The sequence below is a fragment of the Streptomyces sp. NPDC030838 genome (assembly GCF_055572035.1).
The window spans coordinates 311,510-331,908 of record NZ_JBVIED010000009.1; the positions used below are offsets into that span (position 1 = coordinate 311,510).

Consider the following 20,399-nt stretch of genomic DNA (forward strand, 5'->3'; position numbering starts at 1 on the left):
TCCGACGGCGCCGCCGCCCGGTCAGCGCCTGCGGCCGAAGGCCGACCACCCTGCGCCCAGGCCCGCGAGGTGAAGGGCCAGCAGGGTGAGGCCGAGCAGCATGAGGTTGGTGGCGCTGAAGAGGTCGTTGGTCCCGATGTCCGCCGCACCGATGATGAAGGCGATGAAGAAGAGGATCGCGGAGATGATCGCCAGCATGTTCGTCCCTCCTCGGGGAGGAGAAGATATTCTGCTGTCCGAATGCCCGGGATGCGCCGTCCCATACGACGGCAGGATGCCTCACTGCTGAGGGAGATGCTCGGGGGGCGGACGTGACCTCCGGACGGTGAGTGACGGGACTCGAACCGGTTTTTCCGGCTACGGCTACTCGGGCTTCGGCGTCTGTCCCGCTCGCGACGGCGCGGCGGCGCCACCGGGAGCGGGAGGTGAGGGACGGGTTGGCTGGCGAGGGGTCGAGTGCCGACTGCGCGAGCCTGTATCGGCTGGCCGCGATCAGGCGGGCCACGCTCAGCGGCGTACAGAGGACGCCTGCGGACGGCGGGGGGACGGACCAGTGGGGGGGCACCGCCAGGCCGGTCTCGTCGGCGCTCAGTGGGGGGACGCCGAGGCAGGCGTCACAGCCGAGGAAGTCGACCTCGACGGTGGCTCGCCACTCGTTCACGGCCTCCCGCCAGGTGGTGGTGACGCTGCCCGGGACCAGGGCGTAGTAGCGGGGGCGGTGCGGGTCGCAGATGACCGGGCCGTCGTGCAGGGCGTCGGCCAGGAAGGCGTCGATGTCCTAGTACTCCAGCCGTAGATCGTGATCTTCATGCTTGAGCGGCTTGACTCCGGTAGTGGCTGGTCTGGGATTCGGGCCTGGTGGCGGCGTCGCCAGACGGACCAGCGAAGTCGGTGGACAGGGTCAAAGACGGTCCGGTTGACGAGCGTGATGAACAGTCGTTGGATCTCGTCACAAGTGAGCGGTATCAGCTCGTCGGGCGAGGGATGACCCTCGTGTTCGTTCGCGCGGAGGACAGCGAGGAAGGCATGCGCGAGCATGGCCAGGGTGACCCAGCGGGACCAGGACGGGTAGCGGCGGACCTGGTGCTCGTCCAGGGCCGCCAGGCCCTTGCCGGACTGGAAAAACTCCTCGACCCGCCACCCTTGATCCAGCGACGCGCACCAGGGTGGTCAGCGGCACTGCGGCAGGCGAGTAGCAGCGGTAGTAGGCACGTTCGCCGGTGCTGCGGTTGCGGCGGATCAGCAGCTGCCGGCTCCCGGGCCGGGGATCGGTGAGGTCGATGACGGCCCAGTCGTAGAAGCGGTGGCCCTTGGCTCCGGCCCCTGCGGACAGCTTTTGCCAGGCCCTCTTGGGCACCTTCCTGGCCAACATGTCGGCGCGAAACCTCCCGGCGCCTGTGGTGACTTCGTGCGAGCAGGCCACCGCGAGGACGTAGCCGGTGCCGCGTTCCTCCAGCGCGGTGCGCAGCCTCGGGTTGCCGCGGTAGACCTCGTCTCCCGCGACCCAGGCGGCCCGATGGCCGGCGTCGAGGAATCGGGTGACCATGCGAGCGGCCAGCTCCGGCCTGGTCGCGAACTCCGTATTGTCACCGAGGCCGGCGGTCGGGCAGCGGTCGGGATCGGAGGTCCAGGAACGCGGAACATAGAGTTCCCGGTCCACTGCGGCGTGCCCGCGGCGGCCGGCGTAGACCAGGTAGACGGCGACCTGGGCGTTCTCGATCCTGCCCGCGGTGCCGGTGTACTGCCGCTGGACTCCAACGGTGTCGGTGCCTTTCTTCACGTCGCCGGTCTCGTCGACCACCAGCACCGCCTCGTCGTCGTGCAGATGCTCCACCACGTAGTCACCCACCTCGTCGCGGACCTGGTCGGCATCCCACTTCGCCCTCCCGAGCAGGTGCTGCATGCCGTCCGGGGTCCTGTCCCCGGCCCACTCGGCGATGGTCCAGCAGTTCTTGCGCGGCAGGTCCGACAACAGGCCGAGTACCAACTTCCGTGCCCGGCGTCGGGATTCGACCCGTGTGAAGCGTCCCGCTATCCGGCTCATCAGGCCCTCGAACGCCTCCTGCCAGCAGGCAGGGTCTACGCTGTGACCTGCGGCCACCGCATGATCGTTTGTCTTCACACACCGATGATCAACGGTGGCCGCACCGTCTCCACACCGCGTCAGGTCGCGCAGCGTCCTGTCGTCCTGTGTATCGGAGGGCTTGTGCAACGTGGCGAAGTCTGGTGGGTCCAGTTCGACGAGCGGAGGTTGGTCGTACTGCTGTCAGGAGACGACGCGTCCGGGTTCCAGGTGATGCAGGTCGTCGCTCCGGCGGGCCTCGACATCAGCGGTCTGGGCATCGAAGTGACGGTCGGCGCCGGTGAAGGGCTGCCGCTCGAAGGCGTGCTGCGGCTCGCGTTCCCGCGTCCAGGCTTCACCCCGTGCACGTGGCTGACCACCGTGTCCCGGGACGACCTGATAGAGCGGGCGGCCGTCCTGTCCTCCAGGAAGCTCAGCGAGATCGACGATGCCCTCCGACTCGCTGAACAAGCACAGGAGCGGACCCCGGCAACGACCGCGAAGCTCAGCGAGATAAGGGACGCCCTCCGTCGCGGTGAACTCGGGTAGACGGAGAAGGAGCCGACGCCCGCGAAGGCATGGGCGATCTCGGGCGAGATGATCCACGCTGGACACCTGCCGCCTCGACGCCCCTCACCATAGAGATCACGATCTACGGCTGGAGTATTAGAAAGGTCCCGTCGGGCGGATCATGTGACTGTCGGCTTATTGGCTCGTCGTTCTCCGCATGGGGCGGGGTGATCTGACGAACGCCGAGTGGGTGACAGCGACCCGTTGGAATTCCACTGTGAGTAGTCGCCCTGGGTCATGGAACGCTGCGAAGCTGTGTCATATCCACCGATCAGTAACGTTCTGTGAGTAACGGCATGTCGTGGGCGGCCTTGAGGCCTGGGACGCAATACCTGAACAGCCACCGTCACAGCAACCTCGAAGATTCGAGGTTTGTTTGAGGCCGCTGCGGCCCTAATGTGCGCTGCACCTAGATGAAAACTGCGCCAAGGCGACGGATCCGAAAGGACGCGCATGAACCGTAAGGTATCCCTGTTCCTGGTGCCGGTGGCCGCACTGGGTATGGCTGTGCTCTCCACTACGCCGGCGAACGCCGCGAGCTACTCCAAGACCGCCACCGTCACCTCGTCGTCCCCGCCGAACGACGCCTGGTGCGTGACCATCCGCCACTCGGGCGACCCCGTCGGTAGGGCGTGCTTCGCTCACTACGGGGACAAGTTCTGGATCAAGGACACCAAGGCGGACGGCGCTGGCATCTACACGTGGGCAGAGACCGCGCAGGCGGGTGACACGTTCTGGTGCTACAACAACGGCGGCGCCGACGTCGGCTGGCAGTACTGCGGGTTCTCGTCCCAGATGGAGGAGAACGACGTGCTCGTCTTCGCCGGCTACGCCCGTAAGGACGGTAACGACATCTGGGGCACCAGCGACTTCCAGGGGGCGAGCACCTCAGGCTGACCTGATCCCTGGGTTTGGCCTCGAGCATACTGCGATGGTCGGTCTCCCAGTCCAACTGATAGGCATTTTGGCATGTTTGGAAGGTTGCATGGAGGCGAGCGGGCCGGATTCTGCCTCGTCCGGCGCCACGGACGACCTCCTCTCCGTTCAGCACTGATGCGGTCGGCCGTCCATGCGGTCTGAGCACCGTCCGTCAGCGGCGGCCTGCTCCCGTCGGCTGGCGGGTTGCGCTGACTCGCCCAAGTGTCGGCAGCTGGCATTCTGTGACACTTGGGCGAGTCAGCGTCTTCGCCGCGGCTGAACCGGATGATCCGGGGCCCGGGTTCTTCCCCTGTGGGATTTCTGAAGGCTCTCGCCTGACTCTAATTCGAGTCGCATGAAGCGCCTGGGGCCGGGATCTACGACCCCACCGGGCACGGACGGCTGCTGTTCGCCTTCTTCGCCGCGATGGCGGAGACCGAGCGGGAGAACATCCGCGAGTCCACCTTGGAGGGACTCGACACCGCGGCCCGCAAGGGCAAGCATCGCGGCCGGCCCCCGGTCATTACCGACGACATGCTCCACACCGTGCTGCGCCGCCGCGCGAACGGCGAGACGGTCGAGCAGACCCAGCCCGACCTGATCATCCCCGCCAGCAAGCGCAAGGGGCACAGCCCCAGCCTGTCGAGCATCTACCGGGCTCTGGCCGAGTACGAGAAGCGGCAGGCGTACCCGGAGGCCGTCGAGCAGGCGCACGCCGACTTCGCCGCGCTCCAGAGCGCCGGGAGCATCCCGGGGCAGTTGGCGGGGAGCATGAGCGCATGATCTACGCACCGCACCGAGCCAAGGACGCCCCCATGCTCGGTGCCCTTCCCGGGCAGGACTGTGCCTTCGGCCGCCGGCCCGCGCCGGGCGAGGACGACGACACCGACGCGGGCACCGAGGAGCCGGTCGCCGCGGTGCCCGCGCGCACGGATGGGAGCGAGCGGTGACGCTGTGGCGGCAGGTCCTGGCCGCGCTCAACGACGACACCCTCGACGACACCGAGCGCGAGAAGATCCTGGCCCGCGGCGCCTCCCATGCTCGCCACCCGCCGCGCAGCCGAAGGCCAGCGGGCCACCCCCGACGCGGTCATGGACATCGCCTTCCGCGAGTTCGCCCTGCTCCTAGACGCCGACCAGGCCCGCGCCCACGCTGGCCGGGCCGTGCCCGGCCGGCCGGACGAGGAGTGGACGATCCTCGCCCGCCGCTACCCCTGGCCCGGCCGCTGACCGCGCGGTGCGGGCACGGCCCCCACCGCCACCCGCACCGCACCCCCAAGGAGCCCGCCGGCGCCGTACGGCGCCGCGCCCCGGGGTGCCGGACCGGCACACCGTGGTTGGGCCCACCGCTCCGGCAGCCCCACCAGTCCACCACCCCAGGCCGGGGCGCACGCAAGGCGCCCGGCAGCACGAAGCCCCGGTCCCGAGGGGGGAGACCAGGGCTGACGCGACCCCGACGCCAGAGCGCGGAATCGGGGGCCGCGGACTGCACCGGCCCGACGTGGGGGCGTCCGTACCAGTGCACGCGTCACCGACCCCAACGCCTCCCAGCCGAGAAGGACACGCTCCGGGTCTTGACGCACAGCGCCTGCCACCGAACGGGAACATGCTTCATGGAACCGCTGCCGATCCCCTGCCCCGCCGACCTGGTCCCGGACGCGACCGGCACGGACGCCTTCAACACGGCCTACCGGCAGGCCAAACAGCAGCGCGCCGTTTTCGTCGCCGTCGAGCGCCAAGGCCCACGCTGGACGGCGAGAACCCTCAGCTCAGCACCATGATCAATCTCATCGATAACCGCTGTTCCGATGTTCCCCGAGGCCGGAGAGGTCCGTGGGTTCAGAGAAACTGAAGGTTGTTCACCGCGAACGCACGGGTGGATCTCCTGATTCTGGCGGTTGGGCCCGCGGGTTCGTGGTCAACCCGCTGGGCCGGACTCGGGGTGTGACCGAGATGCGCGCCAAAGGGGCAACGGGATGATCTTGAAGTCCTGAGCGCCGGGCCCGTCCCGTATTTCAGAGGGACACCTACGCTGTTCTGCCAGCGGCAGAACACCGGCCGGGCCGGGCTCGACGATCACTACAGTCCAGTCTCATGACGGCGATTACGACGCGTACGGTCGAGTACCCGGCCGACGGTTTGACGATGATCGGGCACCTCGCGCTCCCGGCCGGTGTCGACCGCCGGCCCGCGGTGTTGCTCGGACCAGAGGGCATGGGGCTCAGCGACGTCGAGCGCCGCCGGGCCGATGCTCTCGCCGAGCTGGGTTACGTAGCGCTGGCCTTCGACCTTCATGGCGGGCGCTATTTGGGTGACCCCGAGGAGATGCTGGCCCGTTGCATGCCACTGCTCGCTGATCCCGACCGGATGCGGGGGATCGGCCATGCGGCGCTCGACGTGTTGCGCGCCGAACCGAGGACCGACCCCGACCGGATCGCCGCCGTCGGCTGCGGAACCGGGGGCGCCGTCGGGCTGGAACTCGGGCGCGATGGCGTCAACCTGCGCGCGATCGGGACAGTCAACGCACTGACCACGGGCCGACCGGGCGAGGCGGCGCGCATTCGCTGCCCGGTGTGGGCCGGGGTCGGGTCGGAAGACCCGATCATGCCGCCCGCGCAACGGAACGCGTTCACCGCTGAGATGCAGGCCGCGGGCGTCGACTGGCGCCTCACGGTCTACGGCGGAGCCTTGCACGCCTTCCACCACCCGCCGGTCGACCACCCCGTGGTCCCCGGCGTCGGCTACCACCCACAGCACGCACAGCGAGCCTGGCGCGACGTCGTCGACCTGCTCGCCGAGTGCCTGCCCGTGACGGAGGACCTGGGGGCATGACCCAGGCAAACATGCTGGTGCCAGGCCTGGTCGGCGTCGCGCACTGACAGTCTCCTCCCCTCAAGCCCTCACAGCAGACCCGCATTCGGACAGTTGGGCGGTCGCGGAGACGTATTCCCAACTACCGTAGTAAATACCGGATTTACTGTGACGGAGCCCTGGCCGTGGTCGTCGCGACCTGCGGCGGACCGTTCCGGCTTCCAGGAAGCGAGATGTACGCATTTACTGCGGCGTCACTGTGCTGACCACGCGTAAAGCCGCATAAGGATCTACTCATTGCCCCCTTGCCGCGTATCTCGGCTGAACCCCGACTCGGCGGCCTGTTCCAGCAGGGCTCGTGCGGAGTCCGCGTAGCGCATCGCGGTCTTCTCGTCGAGCCCGAAGACCTCCGCGAGATGGAGTGGGTCAGGCCCGTGGGTCAGGGCTTCTTCGAGTTGCCGGTCAACGCGAAGCCGCTCCAAGGTAGCGTCCTGTCCTCGCATCGGAGCACTGATCCAGTGGTTGCTGGCCCGGCCGGTCGTGTTGGCGGTCTGGTTGTTGATCAGCAGGTGGAGGTTGGCGGTGCTCGGCCACCGGCGTCGCCGGTGGTCCAGCCAGTCCGTCAGGAGCTTCAGGGTGAGGTCGTCGAGAGGCCGGGCGCGTCCGGCGATGGTCAGCCTGGCCGATCCGGTCCGTGGGAGGCGGTGGGCCGATCACCGCCGAACACTCGAGGCCATCGCGTGGAAGTACCGCACTTGCTCGCCCTGGCGCGACCTTCCCGAAGAGCTCGGCTCCTTCAAGACCGGGCGGCGCGTCCTCGTGTTCGGGGAGCCGTTCACCGACGACGCCGAAGGCGACTTCGGCATGCACAACATCCACCAGAACCAGGGTGACCCGGCCGGCTCCCAGTGGTGGCAGGAGAACGGCATCTGGAAGGACGGCGCCACCCTCGGCGAGCGCCCCGACGGCCGGTACGACGTCTTCCTGAACAACTTCTCCAGCCAGGCCGACCGGACGGACAACGCGGGCCCCAGTGATATGACGGTCAGTCGGCCTTCCACTGCGGCCACTGTTCCAGCGCGGCACTGACCCGGTCCACCAGTGGCGTCAGCGTCTTCACCGCGTGAGCGTGGGCGGCGAAGAGCTGTTCCAGCATCTCGGTGTTGCGTTCCACGTCGTCCGCCTCCGAGCTGAGGACTGCTGTGCACTCGCGGGCCGCGTCCCGGCTCTTGGTCAGCAGGACGGACCACTCCCGGCCCAGGTCGGGGTCGGGTACGCCCAGATGGCGCCGGGCGGTGGCCGTGTCGCGGGTGAGGCCGCTGCACACGGGGCGCAGGGCGTCGCCGTCGAAGGCACCAGTCTCGGCGTTCGTCGACTCCTTGAACCACTCCTCGAGGTCCGAGTAGCGGGAGGACAGGGCCACGATGTCGGCCTGGCCACTCGCCTTGAACCAGGCCAGCAACTGGAAGCTGCGCACCTTCTCGTCGGTGTCGGCAGACGGGGGCCGGTGGGGGACTGCCAGGGCCGTACCGCCGTCGCCCGACGACACGGACCGCTCGGCGACGACGGCGGAGGCGATGGCCAAGGCGGCCACGGTGCCCACGGTGCCCACGGCGATCCAGGTCGGCCAGGACCCCCGTACGGTGGCGGCGGGCGCTGACGGCCGTTCGGTGCGGGGCAGTTGGGCCAGGGCCGTCGCGGCGAGGGCGGCGCCGAACATCGCCGGTGTCAGCGTCTGGGCCAGCGGCTCGGACAGCGCCCAGGAAGCGCTGGGCAGCCAGTGGCAGGAGTCGGCCATGACGCGCAGCGGGCCGATGCAGCCGTCGGTGGCCTGGAGCGTGAACTGACCGGCCATGGCCACGACTTGGGCGATTCCCGCGGCGGCCAGGGCGCGGGGCAGCCGGTGGGTGCGGGCGGTCGCGGCGACGACGGCCGCCGTCACGGCCACGCCGGTCCACAGGGCGACCGACCGCCACCACAGGGAGACCATCCCGAACGCGAGTTCGCGCTCGTGCAGGGGCGGGCGCCAGGAGTGGACGTACGCCATCGCCACCGCCACCGCGGCGATACCGAACACACCCCCGGCAAGCCCCGCGAGGACCGAGGACCGCAGTCCCGTCGCCCGGGGCCGCCTGAGCAGCAGGACCGCCGGATACACCCACAGCACCAGTCCACCGGCGGCGATCACGGGTGTCGCGCCCGCGACGCTCGCGCTCATGAGCACGGTGGCGATCCAGGGCAGGGCCGTCGCGTACCGCTCCTGGTCCCAGGGCCCGGGGATGGCCTCGCGGAGTTTCTCCCGCAGACCGCCCGCCTGGTAAACGTCCCCACTCATCCATAACTGGCCCTCGCCCAGCCACCAGCCGAGGCCGGCCGCCGCCACCACCGACCCCGCGAGGGCCGCGACGAGCACCGCCCGGCGTAACGCGAGCGAGGTGCCCGGGGTGTCCCGCAGGCGCAGCCGGGCGCACTGGGCCACCCAGCAGACGTAGACCACGGCGCCGAGGAGCGGAAAGAGCAGCGGTTCCAGGTGAGCCGGCCGCCAGTCGGCACCGATGGTCAACCCGGACAGCAACTCCCCGCACACCAGGCCGAGTCCGAGCGCGAGCCCCGCCCGCAGGCCCGTCGGTCCGGAGGTGCCCCGGTGGACGGCGTACAGGGCCGCGCGCCACACCGAGACCGTCAGCAAGGCCGCCGCGAGGGACCCGACGATCCAGGAGGCCGGACGATCGTCCCATGCGAGACTCAGGGTGTTCCCGGTGACCAGGGTGACCGCGCCGAGCAGGAACAACGGGACGTCCGCCAGAGCGAACAGGCCCGCCGGATCCCGCAGCACGCGCCACCGCTCCTCCCAGGACGGGTGACTGCCCCACAGAACCGAGACGTTCCGCGCCGTGCGCTTCCGCGACGCCGCCCCCTCGGCCCGGTCCCGCCAGATCCTGAGGTCGGCGCCCAGGGCCACCGCACCCAGGTCGGCGTACAGCTCCCGGTGCCGCAGCGTGTCGGCGCGGGCAAGGACGACCAGCAGGAACAGGAACGCCGCCGTCCCGATCTCCCTGAGCATGAACGGGCGGGCGGCGGGCCAGAAGACGGCGTCGGCGGCCATGAACCAGCCGAAGAACTGCGCCGCGACGAGGCTCCCCCCGACGAGCAGGGTGTACGGGATCACGGCCAGCGCGAGGAAGGCCCGCCAGAGCGCCGTCACGGCGTAGGCGATGTCCACGTCCCGGTGGCGCAGATGGGCCAGTTCGTGCAGGACCACGGCCTCGAAGGCGGCCGGGTCGGAGCGGCGGACTTGCAGCAGGCCGTTGTAGAGGCAGAGGGTGCGCCGGCCGGCCCGGCCGAAGACCACCGCGGCGCGGTCGAAGTCGGCGATGTCCACCACGAGGTCGGGCAGGGCGCGCACGCCGGCGATCCCCGCCAGCCGGGCGACGTCGGCCCGGACCTCGCCCCGAGGGTCCCGCTCGTGCAGCGGCACCAACCCGCGCCGCCTCCGCTTCCAGCGCGGTAGCAGCAGATACAGCGCCCCGGCCACCAGCAGGACGACGAGGCTGCCGACCGGGCCGTACCACTCCGGCGTCACGGAGGCACCCTCGGCGCACTCCTTGATCGCCTCCGCCTGCGCGATGCTCCGCGCCGCGTTCTCGGTCACGTTGCCCGCCGGGTCGTACCCCGCGGCGAACTCGCACAGGAACGCGACATCCTGGGCGGGGAACGGCCGCAGGAGGCCGCGAAGCATGTCGACCGTGGCCGCCGCCATCGCGACGACCAGGACGAGGAAGCGCAGAGTGGTTCCGGCGGGCAGCGCGCCCGGGTCCGGGGCCGGGGGGACGGGGGCCGGGCGGGGCGTAGCCGCCTCCGTGACCCCGGTCACCGGCCCGCCCCGTCCTCCCGGGGAGCGTCATCGCTGCCCGGCTGGCCAGGTTGATCGGACTGACCGGACTGACCGGACTGACCGGGCGGACCGGGCGGACCGGGCTGTCCAGGTTGACCGGCCTGATCGGCCTGATCAGGCTGCATGCTCGGCGCGTCCCCCGAAGCCCCCGAGGCCCCGTCGCTCCCGTCACTCCCCGGCTCCTCCGTCCCCGCCAGGGCCAGTCGCGCGACCACACTGTCGGCGAGGGCGTCCGCGTCGGCGTCGGAGAGGCCGCGCCGGATGGCCTCCTCACGCACCCGCCGCCGTACGGACGCCAGTTGGCCCCGGTCGAGGTCGGGCACCTCGGGCGGGGTGATCTGGCGGCGGGCGGAGGGGCGTAACCGCCCGAGGGCCGAGGTGGCCCGGTTCATCAGCCGGCCGGTCGCGTCCGCCACGGCGGCCCGGCATGCCTCGTCGACCACCATCAGCACCAAGGGCGTGACCATGGTCGCGATGTCGTCGAGGCCGAAGCCCAGGGGGTCGCCGCGTCGGCCGGAGGACGCCTGCCGCATCCGCCGTACCACCAGGCCGTAGTCCAGGACCGCAAGGTCCTCGACCAACTGCCGTTCGTCCGGCGCGTGTCGCTCGACGACTTCCCGTACCACGTCTAGCACGGTCGCCCGCATGAGTCCGCTCCCTCCCCATCCAACTGGCCACCCCCCATACGCCCGTTCATGGGCGCGCTGTTCCGGTATTCCCGCGGGGACAGGCCGTTCATGCCTACGGTTCAGGCGAGGTCCGGGGCTGGGCCGGGCTGAGGTAGGTGACGGTGGTCCGGGTGGCGTGCGTGGCGAGCAGGCCCCCGAGTTCCTCGGAAACCCGGCACCAGGTGGTGACGGGCGCGTCGTGGTGAACGGTGGTCACCCGTCCGTAGCGGAGAACATGCGTCTTTTATGCGTGGCAGATACGGTGCGGATTGCCCAGCTCGGACAAGACGGCGGGGCCTGGCGGTCCTGCGTACCGTTCGCACGCCACGCGGGACCGCCTTAGAACCTTCCTGGGACAGGCCTCTGAGCTGCCGCCGAGAGACCGACTGTGATGCTGCGCAGTTCCTCTTCTTGCGCCATACGGTGGGTCACCGGGGATGCCCATGATTGAAGCGGCGCTCAGCTTGAGTTTTAGCCTCCAGGCCCGTGCAAAGGAGGCTGTCGTAGCGCCCTGGCAGACTGCCCGCCATGGACACCGAAGCGTTCTGGCGCGTGGTCGACACCGCGAAGGACAGTGACAAGCCGCTCGGCGTCGCCGTCGTCGATCATCTATCGGCCGTACCCGCGGAAGAGGTCCTCGCCTTCGAGCATTGCTTTTCCCGTCTGCGCGACGCGGTCTACCGCTGGGACGTATGGGCAGCCGCCTTTCTTATCGGCGGGGGCTGCTCCGATGACCGGTTCAGCGACTTCACGGCGGGTCTGGTGGCGCTCGGACGTGAGTGGTACGAACGGGCAGCTGCCTGCCCAGACGCCCTCGCCGATCACCCTGCTGTACGTACCGCAGCAGCTGCCGGAGACCAGGACGTAATCTTCGACTACTTCAACTTCGTCGCGTCCAGGGCATATGAGCGACTGACCGGTGACTCGGATGCCTTCTGGGAGGCATGGGAGGCCTACGCCGGCGCTTGTACCTCGACCGAAGAGGAGGACAACGAGGGCATGGGCGAGCCGTTCGACTTCGGCGATGCTCGGCAGATGCGCCGACATCTGCCGCGACTGGCTGCGCTCCATCTCGGTTACGGACCAGGCTGAACTCGAACAGAGGCCCGTTGTCCCGGAAATCCGGCGTGAAGGGACGCCCCCACCCCCTCGACTGGTGTTGCAAGTCCCTGATTCGCGCTACACCGACGCGGATGGCTGGCAGGACGGCCCGCAGGCATAGCGTGGCCCCGTGAGGAGCAGAAGGCCGGCGGCACCTGGCTCTCCCGCTTCCGCACCGGGCACGGGTCAGCCGCCCGCTGCCCGATCCGAAGCCCCGACGCCTGAGCGCCTCAACCACGGTGACCGTCGCCGTGACCGTCACCTGCGCCTGCCGGGTGATGGTGCCTGGGCGGTCCGGGCGCGTTGCCGGGTTGACGGTGGTCGGCGCCTTGCTGCGCGTCGTCGGTTCGGTGGGGGGTGGCGGGGTGGTCATCGTCATCAGCACGGAGAGCTGGAGGCCCTCGCGGGTGCCAACCACGCGCGCGGCGGCAGTCGCCGGTCCGAGCCGGGCGGCTGCCGTGCTGGCTTCGTTGGCGAAAAGCAGCAACGTTTGTCGGGTGGTTCGGGCAACGGTCAGTGATCTTGAGGCGGGAAGATGTTGGTGAGAAGCGAGAGCGGCTGTGGCCGCAGGCCGCGCTATGCCGACTTCGCCAAGCCCGCTAACGCGGCTGCGCGTTCCGATGCTGGTCGGCCGTCTGCTCCAGGGCGGCCTCGTAGGCGTGCAGGGCGGTGATGACTGTGGCGCGTTCCGCGGGGTCGAGACCGCTCATGACGCATTCCCAGGCAGAGGCGCTGCCAGAAAGCCACTCGCTGATTGGTGCGGCGTAGGCGGGGGCGATGGCGATGATGCGGCGGCGGCGGTCGGCGGGATCGGCAGTGCGCTGCAGGACGCCCGGCCGTGACAGCTCGCTGACCATGAGGCTGACGGTCGTCGGGGCCACCTCCAGCCGGGCGGCCAGCTCGTTGATGCTGGTGGGACCGTCGTACTCCAGGTGGGCCAGCAGCGCGAGATGTCGCGGTGCCAGGTCCAGGCCCTGGAGGGCCGGAGGGATGGGCAGGCGCTTGGCCCGGCCGACGAGCCGTGGCATGAGCAGCAGCAGGGTACGGACGGCCTCATCGACGGCTGGACCGTCCGATTCCGTGGACATCAGCGACCTCTTCCAGATACTTTTAAAAACAAAGGCTTTGGATTCAAAGGGAACGAGGCCCACTATGCCGCATCTGACCGTCCACCTTCCAGAGAACAGGCTGACCGGCAACGAACCCATGCTCGTCGCCGCACTGACCGACGCTATTGTCGACGTCTATGGCGAATGGGCCCGCGACCTCGTGACCATCCGCCTGGCCGGAGTCCCCGCAGGCCGTTTCGCGCAAGGTGGCAAGGCCGTGGACACAAACGCCTCGGTGGTCTTGGGTGTTCGCGCTGGCGTCTTCGACCGCCCCGACGCTGCCCAGATCACGGCGCGCCTTGGTACCGTGCTCACCGACGCGGTCACGCGCGTCGTCGGCGATGACCTCCGCGCCGGCACGATGGTCGAACTCGTGGCGTCACCGCCAGAACGCACCTTCGTCGGGGGCGCCCTCACCGTGTGACACCCCCCATCTGGGCCACCTCACGACTGCTCTTTTCGAAAATGAGGCAGTCAGACGACTGCTTGCTGTTCGGCTCGGGCTCGGGTGGTGGCGAGGCGGTAGGAGTCGGTGCCGGTCTCGATGATGTTGCCACCGAAGGTGAGGCGGTCGACGATGGCCGCGCAGAGTCTGGGGTCGGTAAAGGTCTTGGTCCAGGCGTCGTGCATGGGGGTGAACCGGCCGGCGGCCCGGGCCTGGCCGAGGGCGGTGGCGCCGGGCAGGGCACCGGGCTTGCGGATCAGCGCCGGGCAGGGGCCGCTTGTCGGGTGGCAGGTTGGCCCTGACGGCCGCAGGTGAGTCCGTCGATGCAGAGCAGGTCGACGCGGCCGTAGCGGGCCGTCTTCGGCTCCTTCCGCAGACCCGCCGGGAGTTCTCCCCGCGGGTGATGCAGTGTCCCGACAAGGTCAGGAGGGGGAGAAGATCTCACGCGCAGCGGTCAGGCGCTCAGGGCTTCTTCGGTGGTGATCCGTGACGCCGTGGTTCTGCAGTCCGTGGCGCAGCACCTACATCCGGCTCAGAGATGCCGTCGCGAACAGCACTTCCTTGATGGCCTCGCGATCGCCACTCTGGCCCGCCGCTGCTTCTCCGGGGGAGACATGGCCCGCGACCAGCTGGCAGAAATCGAGGTTGTTCAGTGCGATGTGGGCCACCTCATGCTCGGCTGAGCCGACCGCTTTCGGGGAGTCGAGGGCGATGAACCACTCACCACCTCCAGCCCCCTCGACCTCCAGCCGTACGCTGCGCTCCCGCGCACCCGCGGCGACCGGGCGGCTGGGCGGGCTTACGAGCCCGGCGCGACGGCGCGCCGCCAGCGCCGTCGGGAGGCGCCGCGCCCACAGGTCGATCATCTGATGCAGGTGGCGTGGGGAGGGCGGCTCGTACGGGTAATCCACGGCGCCCGCGATGTCCTCCGCGTGCACCCAGCACTCGAAGGCGCGGTCGAGCATGGCGTCGCGCAGCGGCAGGTCGAAGCCGTCGTACGACACTGGCAGCTCGGCCACCCTACGGTCGGCGAACGACACCCTGCCGACGAGCGCCTGGGTCTGCCCACGCCACAGTGTCCGTACTTCGCCGGCAGACGGACGGGGTGAAGCACGCCAGTATTCCTCTGTCAGCTCCGACGGCCCCGCCTGGGACGCCTCGCCATCCATGTTGGGCAGCGCGCGCGCCACCAGCGTGTCAACCACCATCAGATGCTCGAGGACCCCAGCAACCGTCGTCTCACGGCTCTCCGGCCCGTCGTTCGCGAACCAACGCAGGTGCACTGGCGTATGCCACTGCGACTCGCCAATGTGCTGCAGCAGCGCATCCAGCCGCGCCGTCTCGGCATCGTACGGAGCGGCCCACTCGGGCACCGGAATCCGCGCGGGCCGCCGGCCGAGGCAGCCCTCCAGAACCCGGTTGCGCAGCATCGGATCGAGTGGTGGCTCCTCCAGGTGCCGCAGCAGGCCGACCGCGTCGCGCAGCCGCAGCGCCTCGTCCGCGCACTCCTCGCACGTGCCGAGATGCTCGTCGACGGCCGTTGTCTCCTCGTAGGAGCACATGGACAGCGCCCACGCCCCCAGGAGCGACTTGAGCTCCAGGTGCGGGCGCCAAGCACGCGGGGTGCGCTCGCGGAGCTGCCGGGCGCCTTCGGTGCCCAGGGATGACTGTTCCATCAGTTCTTCGAAGGCGAACAGTGCGGGATCGTCGGTGGGGGCCAGCCGACGCGCGGCCGCGTCATCCTGGTTATGCATGCTGGTCACCTTCTTCCGCCTGCTTGGCTTTCGTTCTCCACCGGTGAACCAGTCCCTCGACGGAGCGGACCGACGTATCCAGGATCTCCGCGATCTCTTGGTGCGTGTAGCCGTCGAGGGTCAGGGCAACCGCTGCCCGCTTCCGCGGGTCGTCGATGTCGCTGAGGTGGTCAAGGACCCGCAGCTTGCCCAGGACCACCGTGGTGACACCGTCCGTACTGGTCTCAGTTGTTGCCTCGCTTCGGTCCCTGCCGCGGCGCCATCTCTCCTCGCTGCTGCGATGTCGGCGGTACTCGTTGGGGAATTCGTAGAGGCATGCGCCCATGAAGTACGTCGTTATGGTGGCGCCGCCAGCTGCTCTCCACCCGCCGCCCTCCAGGGCATCCTTGCGGAACCGGGGCAGCGTGCGAGCCACGGTCATCGTCGCCAGTGCCTCCCGCAGATCGCTGTCACGGACCAACTCTGCGAGCTCCCGCTCATCGGGGTTGAGACTGAAACCCTTCTCAGCGACGAGCTGGAACACGTACCCGGAATACATCCAGCCGCGCAGCACCGAGATTCCGTACCGGGCCAGTTCCTCCTCGAACCGCGCGTAACGCGGGCCGGCGAAGCCGTCCTCGGCCAGCAGCTGGACCATCCGCTGGTCGGCGAACCGTCGGTCGATGATCTCCTGCTGGCGGGCTTTTCTTGCGTGGGGCTGAACGGAAGGTTGTAGGTCCCGGGCGGGAGCGGCCGCGGATTGCCCGTCCGCGATCTCGTCGTCGCCCTGCATCGCTTTCCCCTTCCGGTTGTCGCCCACGTCGCGCCCGCAAAACACCGGGGCGGTCACTCGGTAGACGACCACTTGTACGTGCGGCCCTCGCCGGGACCCCACGGAATCTTTCAAGATTCTTTGTAGGCCGGGAAGAGTGGAACTGGTCCTTGGGGTGCGCGGGCGGTAGCAACGTATGAGCGGGCGCCAGAATCAACAACCGTCCGGGAGATTCCTGTGAGTTACCCGTCCGCCCCCACGCCGCCGAGCCCACCCGAGCCTGGTCCGTTCATGACGGTGCACACGGCCGTCATCCTCCTGACGGCACTCGTCATCGGCCTGATCGTAGGAGGCCTGGTCTTCCTCAGCGGCGGCACCGTGGCCGGGGCAGTCCTCGCGGGCCTGGCTGGGGGCGGCGCCAGCATTCCCGTACTCCGCGACCTCATCGGCTGATGTCCCACCTGTCGACAACCGCCGGTTGAAGCGGCGGGAACCTGCTGGCGGGGTAGGTATCCAGCACCGGGACGGCTGTAGGTTCGGTGCTGGTAATTGCGTTGTCGATCTGGTGAGGCTGAGGCAGCATCCCGGTGATGGGACAGCCTGCTGATGTGCTTCGCTTTGACCAGGTCGAGCTGCGCCGGTGGCGTGTCGACGACATACAAACCCTGCACCGGGTGATCACCGAGTCGCGTGATCACCTGCTGCCGTGGATGCCCTTTGCGGCCACTCACGACCGGAAGCAGGGGGAAGGGTTTCTGGCCCACTCCGAGGAGCAGTGGGCCTCGGGGGAGGCATACAACTACGCGATCACCTCGGGGGGAGTGGTGGTCGGGAGCTGCGGACTGCACCGCCGGATTGGACCTGGCGGTCTGGACATCGGGTATTGGCTCCATCACGCGTGGACGGGGAAGGGGCTGGCCACCATGGCCGCGGCTGCCCTGGTGCAGGCGGGACGGGAGTTGCCGGACATCGATCGCATCGAAATCCACCATGACGAGGCCAATTCCGCGAGTGCCGCCATTGCCCGCCGTTTGGGCTTCACTGAGGTTGAGCGCGTGCGGGTGCCCGATGGGCCGGAAGCTCCCGGCGAGACGGGCGTCCTTGTGGTATGGCGCCTTCAGACACGGTCTGACAACGACCAGCGGGTTGGCGGATTCTCGGAGCTGTCTTGACCAGAGGTCTTGGCCGGCAATGTCAGACGGTGGCGACCAGGTCGGCCAGGTCCTCGCGCTGGCACACGCCGTCGACCTGGTCGGGTTGACGAGTGACCCCTCGGGGTTGCCGCTGAGATCCGTCAGCAGGCCTTGTGCGATGAGCCGGCGGACCACGAAGGCGGTCACGTTCGCCTTCTCGCCGCAGGCGGTCGGGTTCCAGGTGCCGAGCGCGTCCGCGATCCGGTCCGCGGCGCCGCTGCCCGGGATCGGCTCGCGGGGGAGTGCCGCTTGGATCGCCTCCGTGTCCGTTGCCTCCACGGCGGCCCGCGACCACTGCCAGGCGGAGGCGTCCAGGCCCGACAGCACGAACCAGAGGCGGGCTTGCCATGATGTCGATCATGCCTTCTCTGGTCACCCCCGTCCTGACTCCAGGCAGCCTCAGCACCTCTGGCCAGCCGACACTGCCGATCGACGGCGACTTGCTGCTACGGCCCTGGGTGCCTTCCGACGCAGCCGCTGTCACGCGAGTGTTCCAGGACCCGAGGATCCAGCACTGGCACTTGCGCAGGGCGGACTCCGAAGGCGAAGCCCGAGAGTGGATCAAGCAGTGGCACGGCGCCTGGGAGAGCGAGACCGCCTGCCACTGGGCCGTGGTCGATGCCGGCAACGACAAACTCCTCGGACGGGTCTCCCTCCAGTCCATCATCATGGCCGGCGGCCAGGCAGAGATCTCCTACTGGACCGCCCCGGAAGCCCGCGGCAAGGGCGTCTGTTCCCGGGCAGTAGCCCGAGTGTCCAGCTGGGCACTTGAAGAGGTCGGCTTCAACCGACTAGAGCTCGGCCACTCCACGGCGAACGTCGCATCATGCCGCATCGCTGAGAAGACAGGCTTCGCCCTGGAAGGAGTACGGCGTCGGGCACTGCTCCACGCCGACGGCTGGCACGACATGCATCTACACGCCCGTGTCCGCGAAAGCTGACGCAGAAACCGCGGAGCCGGGCTTGGCCGAGCGGCCCATGGCGTCAATCGGACTGCCGAACAGGCCGCTTGACTTCTTGGCCCCCTGAGATGTCTTGACCACGCTCGCCACCGGCGGCCATCAGACCGCGGTCAAGGGAGGCCCGTGCACGCTGCTGGGTGCGGCGAGCGCGGCCGGGGGAGCCGCCGGGGCCGGGAGGGCGCGGCCTGGCGGGTGCGCTGTCAGCGGCGGGTGGTTCTGGAGCGGTTGCGGCGTGGCGCTAGGTCTCGATGACGCTGAGGGTGCTGTCGCGGACGGAGACAGCGTCGGGGCCGGTGCCGTTACGGCAAGCCTCGACGCGGAGAAAGTGGGTGAGGGGCAGGGAGAGGAACGTCTTCCGGTCAGCAGTGCTGGGGCCGTCCGGCGCCGGTGTGGCCGTCTTGGCCTGGCGGGCGGGCGCCACGGCGCTGCGTTCCGGGTTGCCGGGCTGGTCGGTGGTGCGGGCGGGGACGTCCGGGGCGGGAGGCAGGAACAGTTCCCGGCCGACGCCCTCGATGTGGTCATAGGTAGTGGGTGTGGTGGCAGGGCGGAGGTTCTCGGTGGTGAGGTAGGCGGTGCCGACGGTGAGGGCGGTCTCGACCTCCTGGCGTGTCATGCGGTTCAGCAGCTCCCTGAACCGTTTGTTGATCTTGGTGGAGTAGTGCAGGTTGGCCAGGCGGCCTTCGTTCATGACGCGGGTGATTGTGCCGAGGTCCTTTGGATCGGCGGCCACGGGGTTGCGGGCGCGAGTGAAGGCCTCGTGCCACAGGCGCATGCGCAGGGGGTGGGCGACGCCCAGGCCGCGCAGGTAGGCCTCGCACTGGTCCCAGGTGGCGGGGCCGCGGCCCTCGCGGCGGGTGATGCGCCAGAGGGTGGTGAGCGGCAGCAGCAGGGCGCCGTCAGCCTGGGCGGTGGTGGCGCGTTCCTGCACAAGGCGCAGGGACGGGGCGCCGGCGCGTTCGTAGGCGGCGGCGAGGGCAGCGGTGAGGTCCTGGAGGGTGCGGATGTTGGTCACGGACGGGGCCTGCAGGGTGGCGAGGATGCCGCGGTCCTCGGCGCGGGCAGCCTGCCGCAGCGCCAGCGCCTGGCGCTCCTGTTCGGTGGTGGCGTCGCAGGCGCGGGCGAAGGCAGCCACGACATGTTCCTGCGGCACGGCGTTCAGGCTGACGGCGCGTTTCAGGGTGCTCGCGGAGACGGCGACGGCTGCCCCCGGCCCAGCAGTACGCGCGGCGAGCGCGGTGAAGGAGAGACCGCAGCTGTCCTTGAGGGCGGTCAGGAAGAGGACGAGGGCGGTGTGACGGCGGCCGGCGCGGCGTGCGCCGCGGTCGAGACCCATCGGGTGGGGCGAAGTCATCGTCATCGCCTCCTACTTGGGGCCGGTCTCGGTGCCAGCGGCCGCGCGTACGGCGGCGGAGGCGAGCGCGGTGAGCAGGCGCCGTCCACCGCCCGCGGCGGCGATGGTGCCCGCGCCGATCGCGCCGCACCCCGCGAGCAGGGTGAGCACGTCGGAGACGGGCATGCCCGCGAGGGCGAGACCGGCGCCCACGAACGGGAAGACGGTGATGCCGCAGACCTGGGCGGGCGTGAGCGGGCGGGCCGCACTGCGAGCCGGCTCGGACTCGGGCGCGCTGGCGACGGGGTGGTGCGTGGACACGAGGAGGGATCCTCCCTGACGGGCTCGGCCCGGCCGCCGGGTCCCTGAACGGGTCCGGCGGTCAGGGCGTGCGAGATGGCTACTGGCCGCAAACCGGCGACGCGGGACGGCAGTTGACGGCTGCTGCCCCTCCGGTGACGAAGAGGATGGCATGCCCCGCCCCCGCCCCGCGCACCCGGAAAACTCCGAAGAGGCCGTGATGTCCGTTTCCCGGTCCGTGGGTGTTCCAGGTACGCCTCGGGTCGGCCCCCTGCCCGCCCGCTCGCTTCCCCCGGCCGCGACCAGCGCGTTGTCCGCCAAGCCCCCGGTGCCCCCGGCCCGCCCCTGTTCCAGCCTGCCTTGCTCGCCGGACCTTCAAGCATGAGGCTGCGTCACGACCCGGTCGTCGGCGCTGGGGGGGGGGGGGGGGGGGGGGGAGGGGGGGGGGGGGGGGGCAGGAAGGACACCCAAAAAACCCAACCTCGCCCGTGTCCCGCAAACACAAAGAAAGAAAGAGAGCCACCCCCCGGA

Annotated in this window: 22 protein-coding genes and 2 pseudogenes; 13 read left to right on the forward strand and 11 right to left on the reverse strand. The window is 69.6% G+C overall.

Annotation, left to right across the window (positions count from 1 at the left end):
* Positions 1 to 21 precede the first annotated feature (21 nt).
* Positions 22 to 198: a hypothetical protein gene (locus ACZ42A_RS24135; RefSeq protein ID WP_468529310.1), complete on the reverse strand. Its 177-nt coding sequence runs from the start codon at positions 196 to 198 to the stop codon at positions 22 to 24.
* Between the two features lie 608 nt (positions 199 to 806).
* A pseudogene (locus ACZ42A_RS24140) lies at positions 807 to 2,044 on the reverse strand (IS701 family transposase).
* A gap of 162 nt (positions 2,045 to 2,206) precedes the next feature.
* Between ACZ42A_RS24140 and ACZ42A_RS24145 the strand changes: the two are divergent.
* The 8 genes from ACZ42A_RS24145 (at position 2,207) to ACZ42A_RS24180 (ending at position 7,449) form a co-directional block, all read left to right on the forward strand.
* Positions 2,207 to 2,611, forward strand: coding sequence for a type II toxin-antitoxin system PemK/MazF family toxin (locus ACZ42A_RS24145; protein ID WP_031080431.1), 405 nt, complete (start codon positions 2,207 to 2,209; stop codon positions 2,609 to 2,611).
* Between the two features lie 474 nt (positions 2,612 to 3,085).
* On the forward strand, positions 3,086 to 3,529 hold the full coding sequence (locus ACZ42A_RS24150) for a hypothetical protein (protein ID WP_468529311.1): 444 nt from the start codon (positions 3,086 to 3,088) through the stop codon (positions 3,527 to 3,529).
* A 447-nt stretch (positions 3,530 to 3,976) separates the two neighbouring features.
* The gene (locus tag ACZ42A_RS24155; RefSeq protein WP_468529312.1) at positions 3,977 to 4,333 is read left to right on the forward strand and encodes a hypothetical protein; all 357 of its coding nucleotides are present in this window, start codon (positions 3,977 to 3,979) and stop codon (positions 4,331 to 4,333) included.
* A complete protein-coding gene (locus ACZ42A_RS24160; RefSeq protein ID WP_468529313.1) occupies positions 4,330 to 4,500 on the forward strand; it encodes a hypothetical protein in 171 nt (56 codons plus the stop codon). Before ACZ42A_RS24155 ends, ACZ42A_RS24160 begins: the two co-directional genes overlap by 4 nt.
* 87 nt (positions 4,501 to 4,587) lie before the next feature.
* Positions 4,588 to 4,779 carry a hypothetical protein gene (locus ACZ42A_RS24165; RefSeq protein WP_468529314.1) on the forward strand — a complete coding sequence of 64 codons (192 nt, stop codon included), beginning with the start codon at positions 4,588 to 4,590 and terminating at the stop codon, positions 4,777 to 4,779.
* Positions 4,780 to 5,162: 383 nt separating this feature from the next.
* On the forward strand, positions 5,163 to 5,330 hold the full coding sequence (locus ACZ42A_RS24170; protein ID WP_468529315.1) for a hypothetical protein: 168 nt from the start codon (positions 5,163 to 5,165) through the stop codon (positions 5,328 to 5,330).
* Between the two features lie 313 nt (positions 5,331 to 5,643).
* Positions 5,644 to 6,381, forward strand: coding sequence for a dienelactone hydrolase family protein (locus ACZ42A_RS24175; protein WP_468529316.1), 738 nt, complete (start codon positions 5,644 to 5,646; stop codon positions 6,379 to 6,381).
* 648 nt (positions 6,382 to 7,029) lie between these two features.
* On the forward strand, positions 7,030 to 7,449 hold the full coding sequence (locus ACZ42A_RS24180) for a DUF2278 family protein (RefSeq protein ID WP_468529346.1): 420 nt from the start codon (positions 7,030 to 7,032) through the stop codon (positions 7,447 to 7,449).
* Here ACZ42A_RS24180 and ACZ42A_RS24185 read toward each other — a convergent pair.
* From ACZ42A_RS24185 to ACZ42A_RS24195, 3 genes are all read right to left on the reverse strand, one after another.
* Positions 7,406 to 10,234 carry a M48 family metalloprotease gene (locus tag ACZ42A_RS24185; protein WP_468529317.1) on the reverse strand — a complete coding sequence of 943 codons (2,829 nt, stop codon included), beginning with the start codon at positions 10,232 to 10,234 and terminating at the stop codon, positions 7,406 to 7,408. The genes ACZ42A_RS24180 and ACZ42A_RS24185 overlap by 44 nt on opposite strands.
* Entirely contained in the window at positions 10,231 to 10,902 is a 672-nt protein-coding gene (locus ACZ42A_RS24190) for a hypothetical protein (RefSeq protein WP_468529318.1), read from the reverse strand. Before ACZ42A_RS24190 ends, ACZ42A_RS24185 begins: the two co-directional genes overlap by 4 nt.
* A gap of 94 nt (positions 10,903 to 10,996) precedes the next feature.
* On the reverse strand, positions 10,997 to 11,140 hold the full coding sequence (locus tag ACZ42A_RS24195; RefSeq protein ID WP_468529319.1) for a hypothetical protein: 144 nt from the start codon (positions 11,138 to 11,140) through the stop codon (positions 10,997 to 10,999).
* A 311-nt stretch (positions 11,141 to 11,451) separates the two neighbouring features.
* On the opposite strand from ACZ42A_RS24195, the gene ACZ42A_RS24200 reads away from it, so the two are divergent.
* Entirely contained in the window at positions 11,452 to 12,015 is a 564-nt protein-coding gene (locus ACZ42A_RS24200) for a DUF4240 domain-containing protein (RefSeq protein WP_468529320.1), read from the forward strand.
* A 608-nt stretch (positions 12,016 to 12,623) separates the two neighbouring features.
* Here ACZ42A_RS24200 and ACZ42A_RS24205 read toward each other — a convergent pair.
* Positions 12,624 to 13,112: a MarR family winged helix-turn-helix transcriptional regulator gene (locus tag ACZ42A_RS24205; protein WP_468529321.1), complete on the reverse strand. Its 489-nt coding sequence runs from the start codon at positions 13,110 to 13,112 to the stop codon at positions 12,624 to 12,626.
* Between ACZ42A_RS24205 and ACZ42A_RS24210 the strand changes: the two genes are divergently transcribed.
* A complete protein-coding gene (locus ACZ42A_RS24210; protein WP_468529322.1) occupies positions 13,105 to 13,557 on the forward strand; it encodes a tautomerase family protein in 453 nt (150 codons plus the stop codon). The two genes, ACZ42A_RS24205 and ACZ42A_RS24210, sit on opposite strands and share 8 nt — an antisense overlap.
* Before the next feature lie 50 nt (positions 13,558 to 13,607).
* On the opposite strand, the pseudogene ACZ42A_RS24215 reads toward ACZ42A_RS24210, so the two are convergent.
* From ACZ42A_RS24215 to ACZ42A_RS24225, 3 genes and pseudogenes are all read right to left on the reverse strand, one after another.
* Positions 13,608 to 13,754, reverse strand: a pseudogene (locus ACZ42A_RS24215) (ATP-binding protein); the annotation flags it as partial.
* 345 nt (positions 13,755 to 14,099) lie between these two features.
* Positions 14,100 to 15,332: a maleylpyruvate isomerase N-terminal domain-containing protein gene (locus tag ACZ42A_RS24220; protein ID WP_468529323.1), complete on the reverse strand. Its 1,233-nt coding sequence runs from the start codon at positions 15,330 to 15,332 to the stop codon at positions 14,100 to 14,102.
* Positions 15,325 to 16,104, reverse strand: coding sequence for an RNA polymerase sigma factor (locus ACZ42A_RS24225; protein WP_468529324.1), 780 nt, complete (start codon positions 16,102 to 16,104; stop codon positions 15,325 to 15,327). Before ACZ42A_RS24225 ends, ACZ42A_RS24220 begins: the two co-directional genes overlap by 8 nt.
* A gap of 270 nt (positions 16,105 to 16,374) precedes the next feature.
* On the opposite strand from ACZ42A_RS24225, the gene ACZ42A_RS24230 reads away from it, so the two are divergent.
* The 3 genes from ACZ42A_RS24230 (at position 16,375) to ACZ42A_RS24240 (ending at position 18,217) form a co-directional block, all read left to right on the forward strand.
* A complete protein-coding gene (locus ACZ42A_RS24230) occupies positions 16,375 to 16,536 on the forward strand; it encodes a hypothetical protein (protein WP_468529325.1) in 162 nt (53 codons plus the stop codon).
* A 137-nt stretch (positions 16,537 to 16,673) separates the two neighbouring features.
* Positions 16,674 to 17,255, forward strand: coding sequence for a GNAT family N-acetyltransferase (locus ACZ42A_RS24235; protein WP_468529326.1), 582 nt, complete (start codon positions 16,674 to 16,676; stop codon positions 17,253 to 17,255).
* A 380-nt stretch (positions 17,256 to 17,635) separates the two neighbouring features.
* Entirely contained in the window at positions 17,636 to 18,217 is a 582-nt protein-coding gene (locus ACZ42A_RS24240) for a GNAT family N-acetyltransferase (protein ID WP_468529327.1), read from the forward strand.
* Between the two features lie 259 nt (positions 18,218 to 18,476).
* Here ACZ42A_RS24240 and ACZ42A_RS24245 read toward each other — a convergent pair whose 3' ends face one another.
* Complete coding sequence (locus ACZ42A_RS24245; protein WP_468529328.1) at positions 18,477 to 19,589, reverse strand: hypothetical protein; 1,113 nt, start codon at positions 19,587 to 19,589, stop codon at positions 18,477 to 18,479.
* 12 nt (positions 19,590 to 19,601) lie between these two features.
* Positions 19,602 to 19,889 carry a hypothetical protein gene (locus ACZ42A_RS24250; protein ID WP_468529329.1) on the reverse strand — a complete coding sequence of 96 codons (288 nt, stop codon included), beginning with the start codon at positions 19,887 to 19,889 and terminating at the stop codon, positions 19,602 to 19,604.
* Between the last annotated feature and the right edge of the window lie 510 nt (positions 19,890 to 20,399).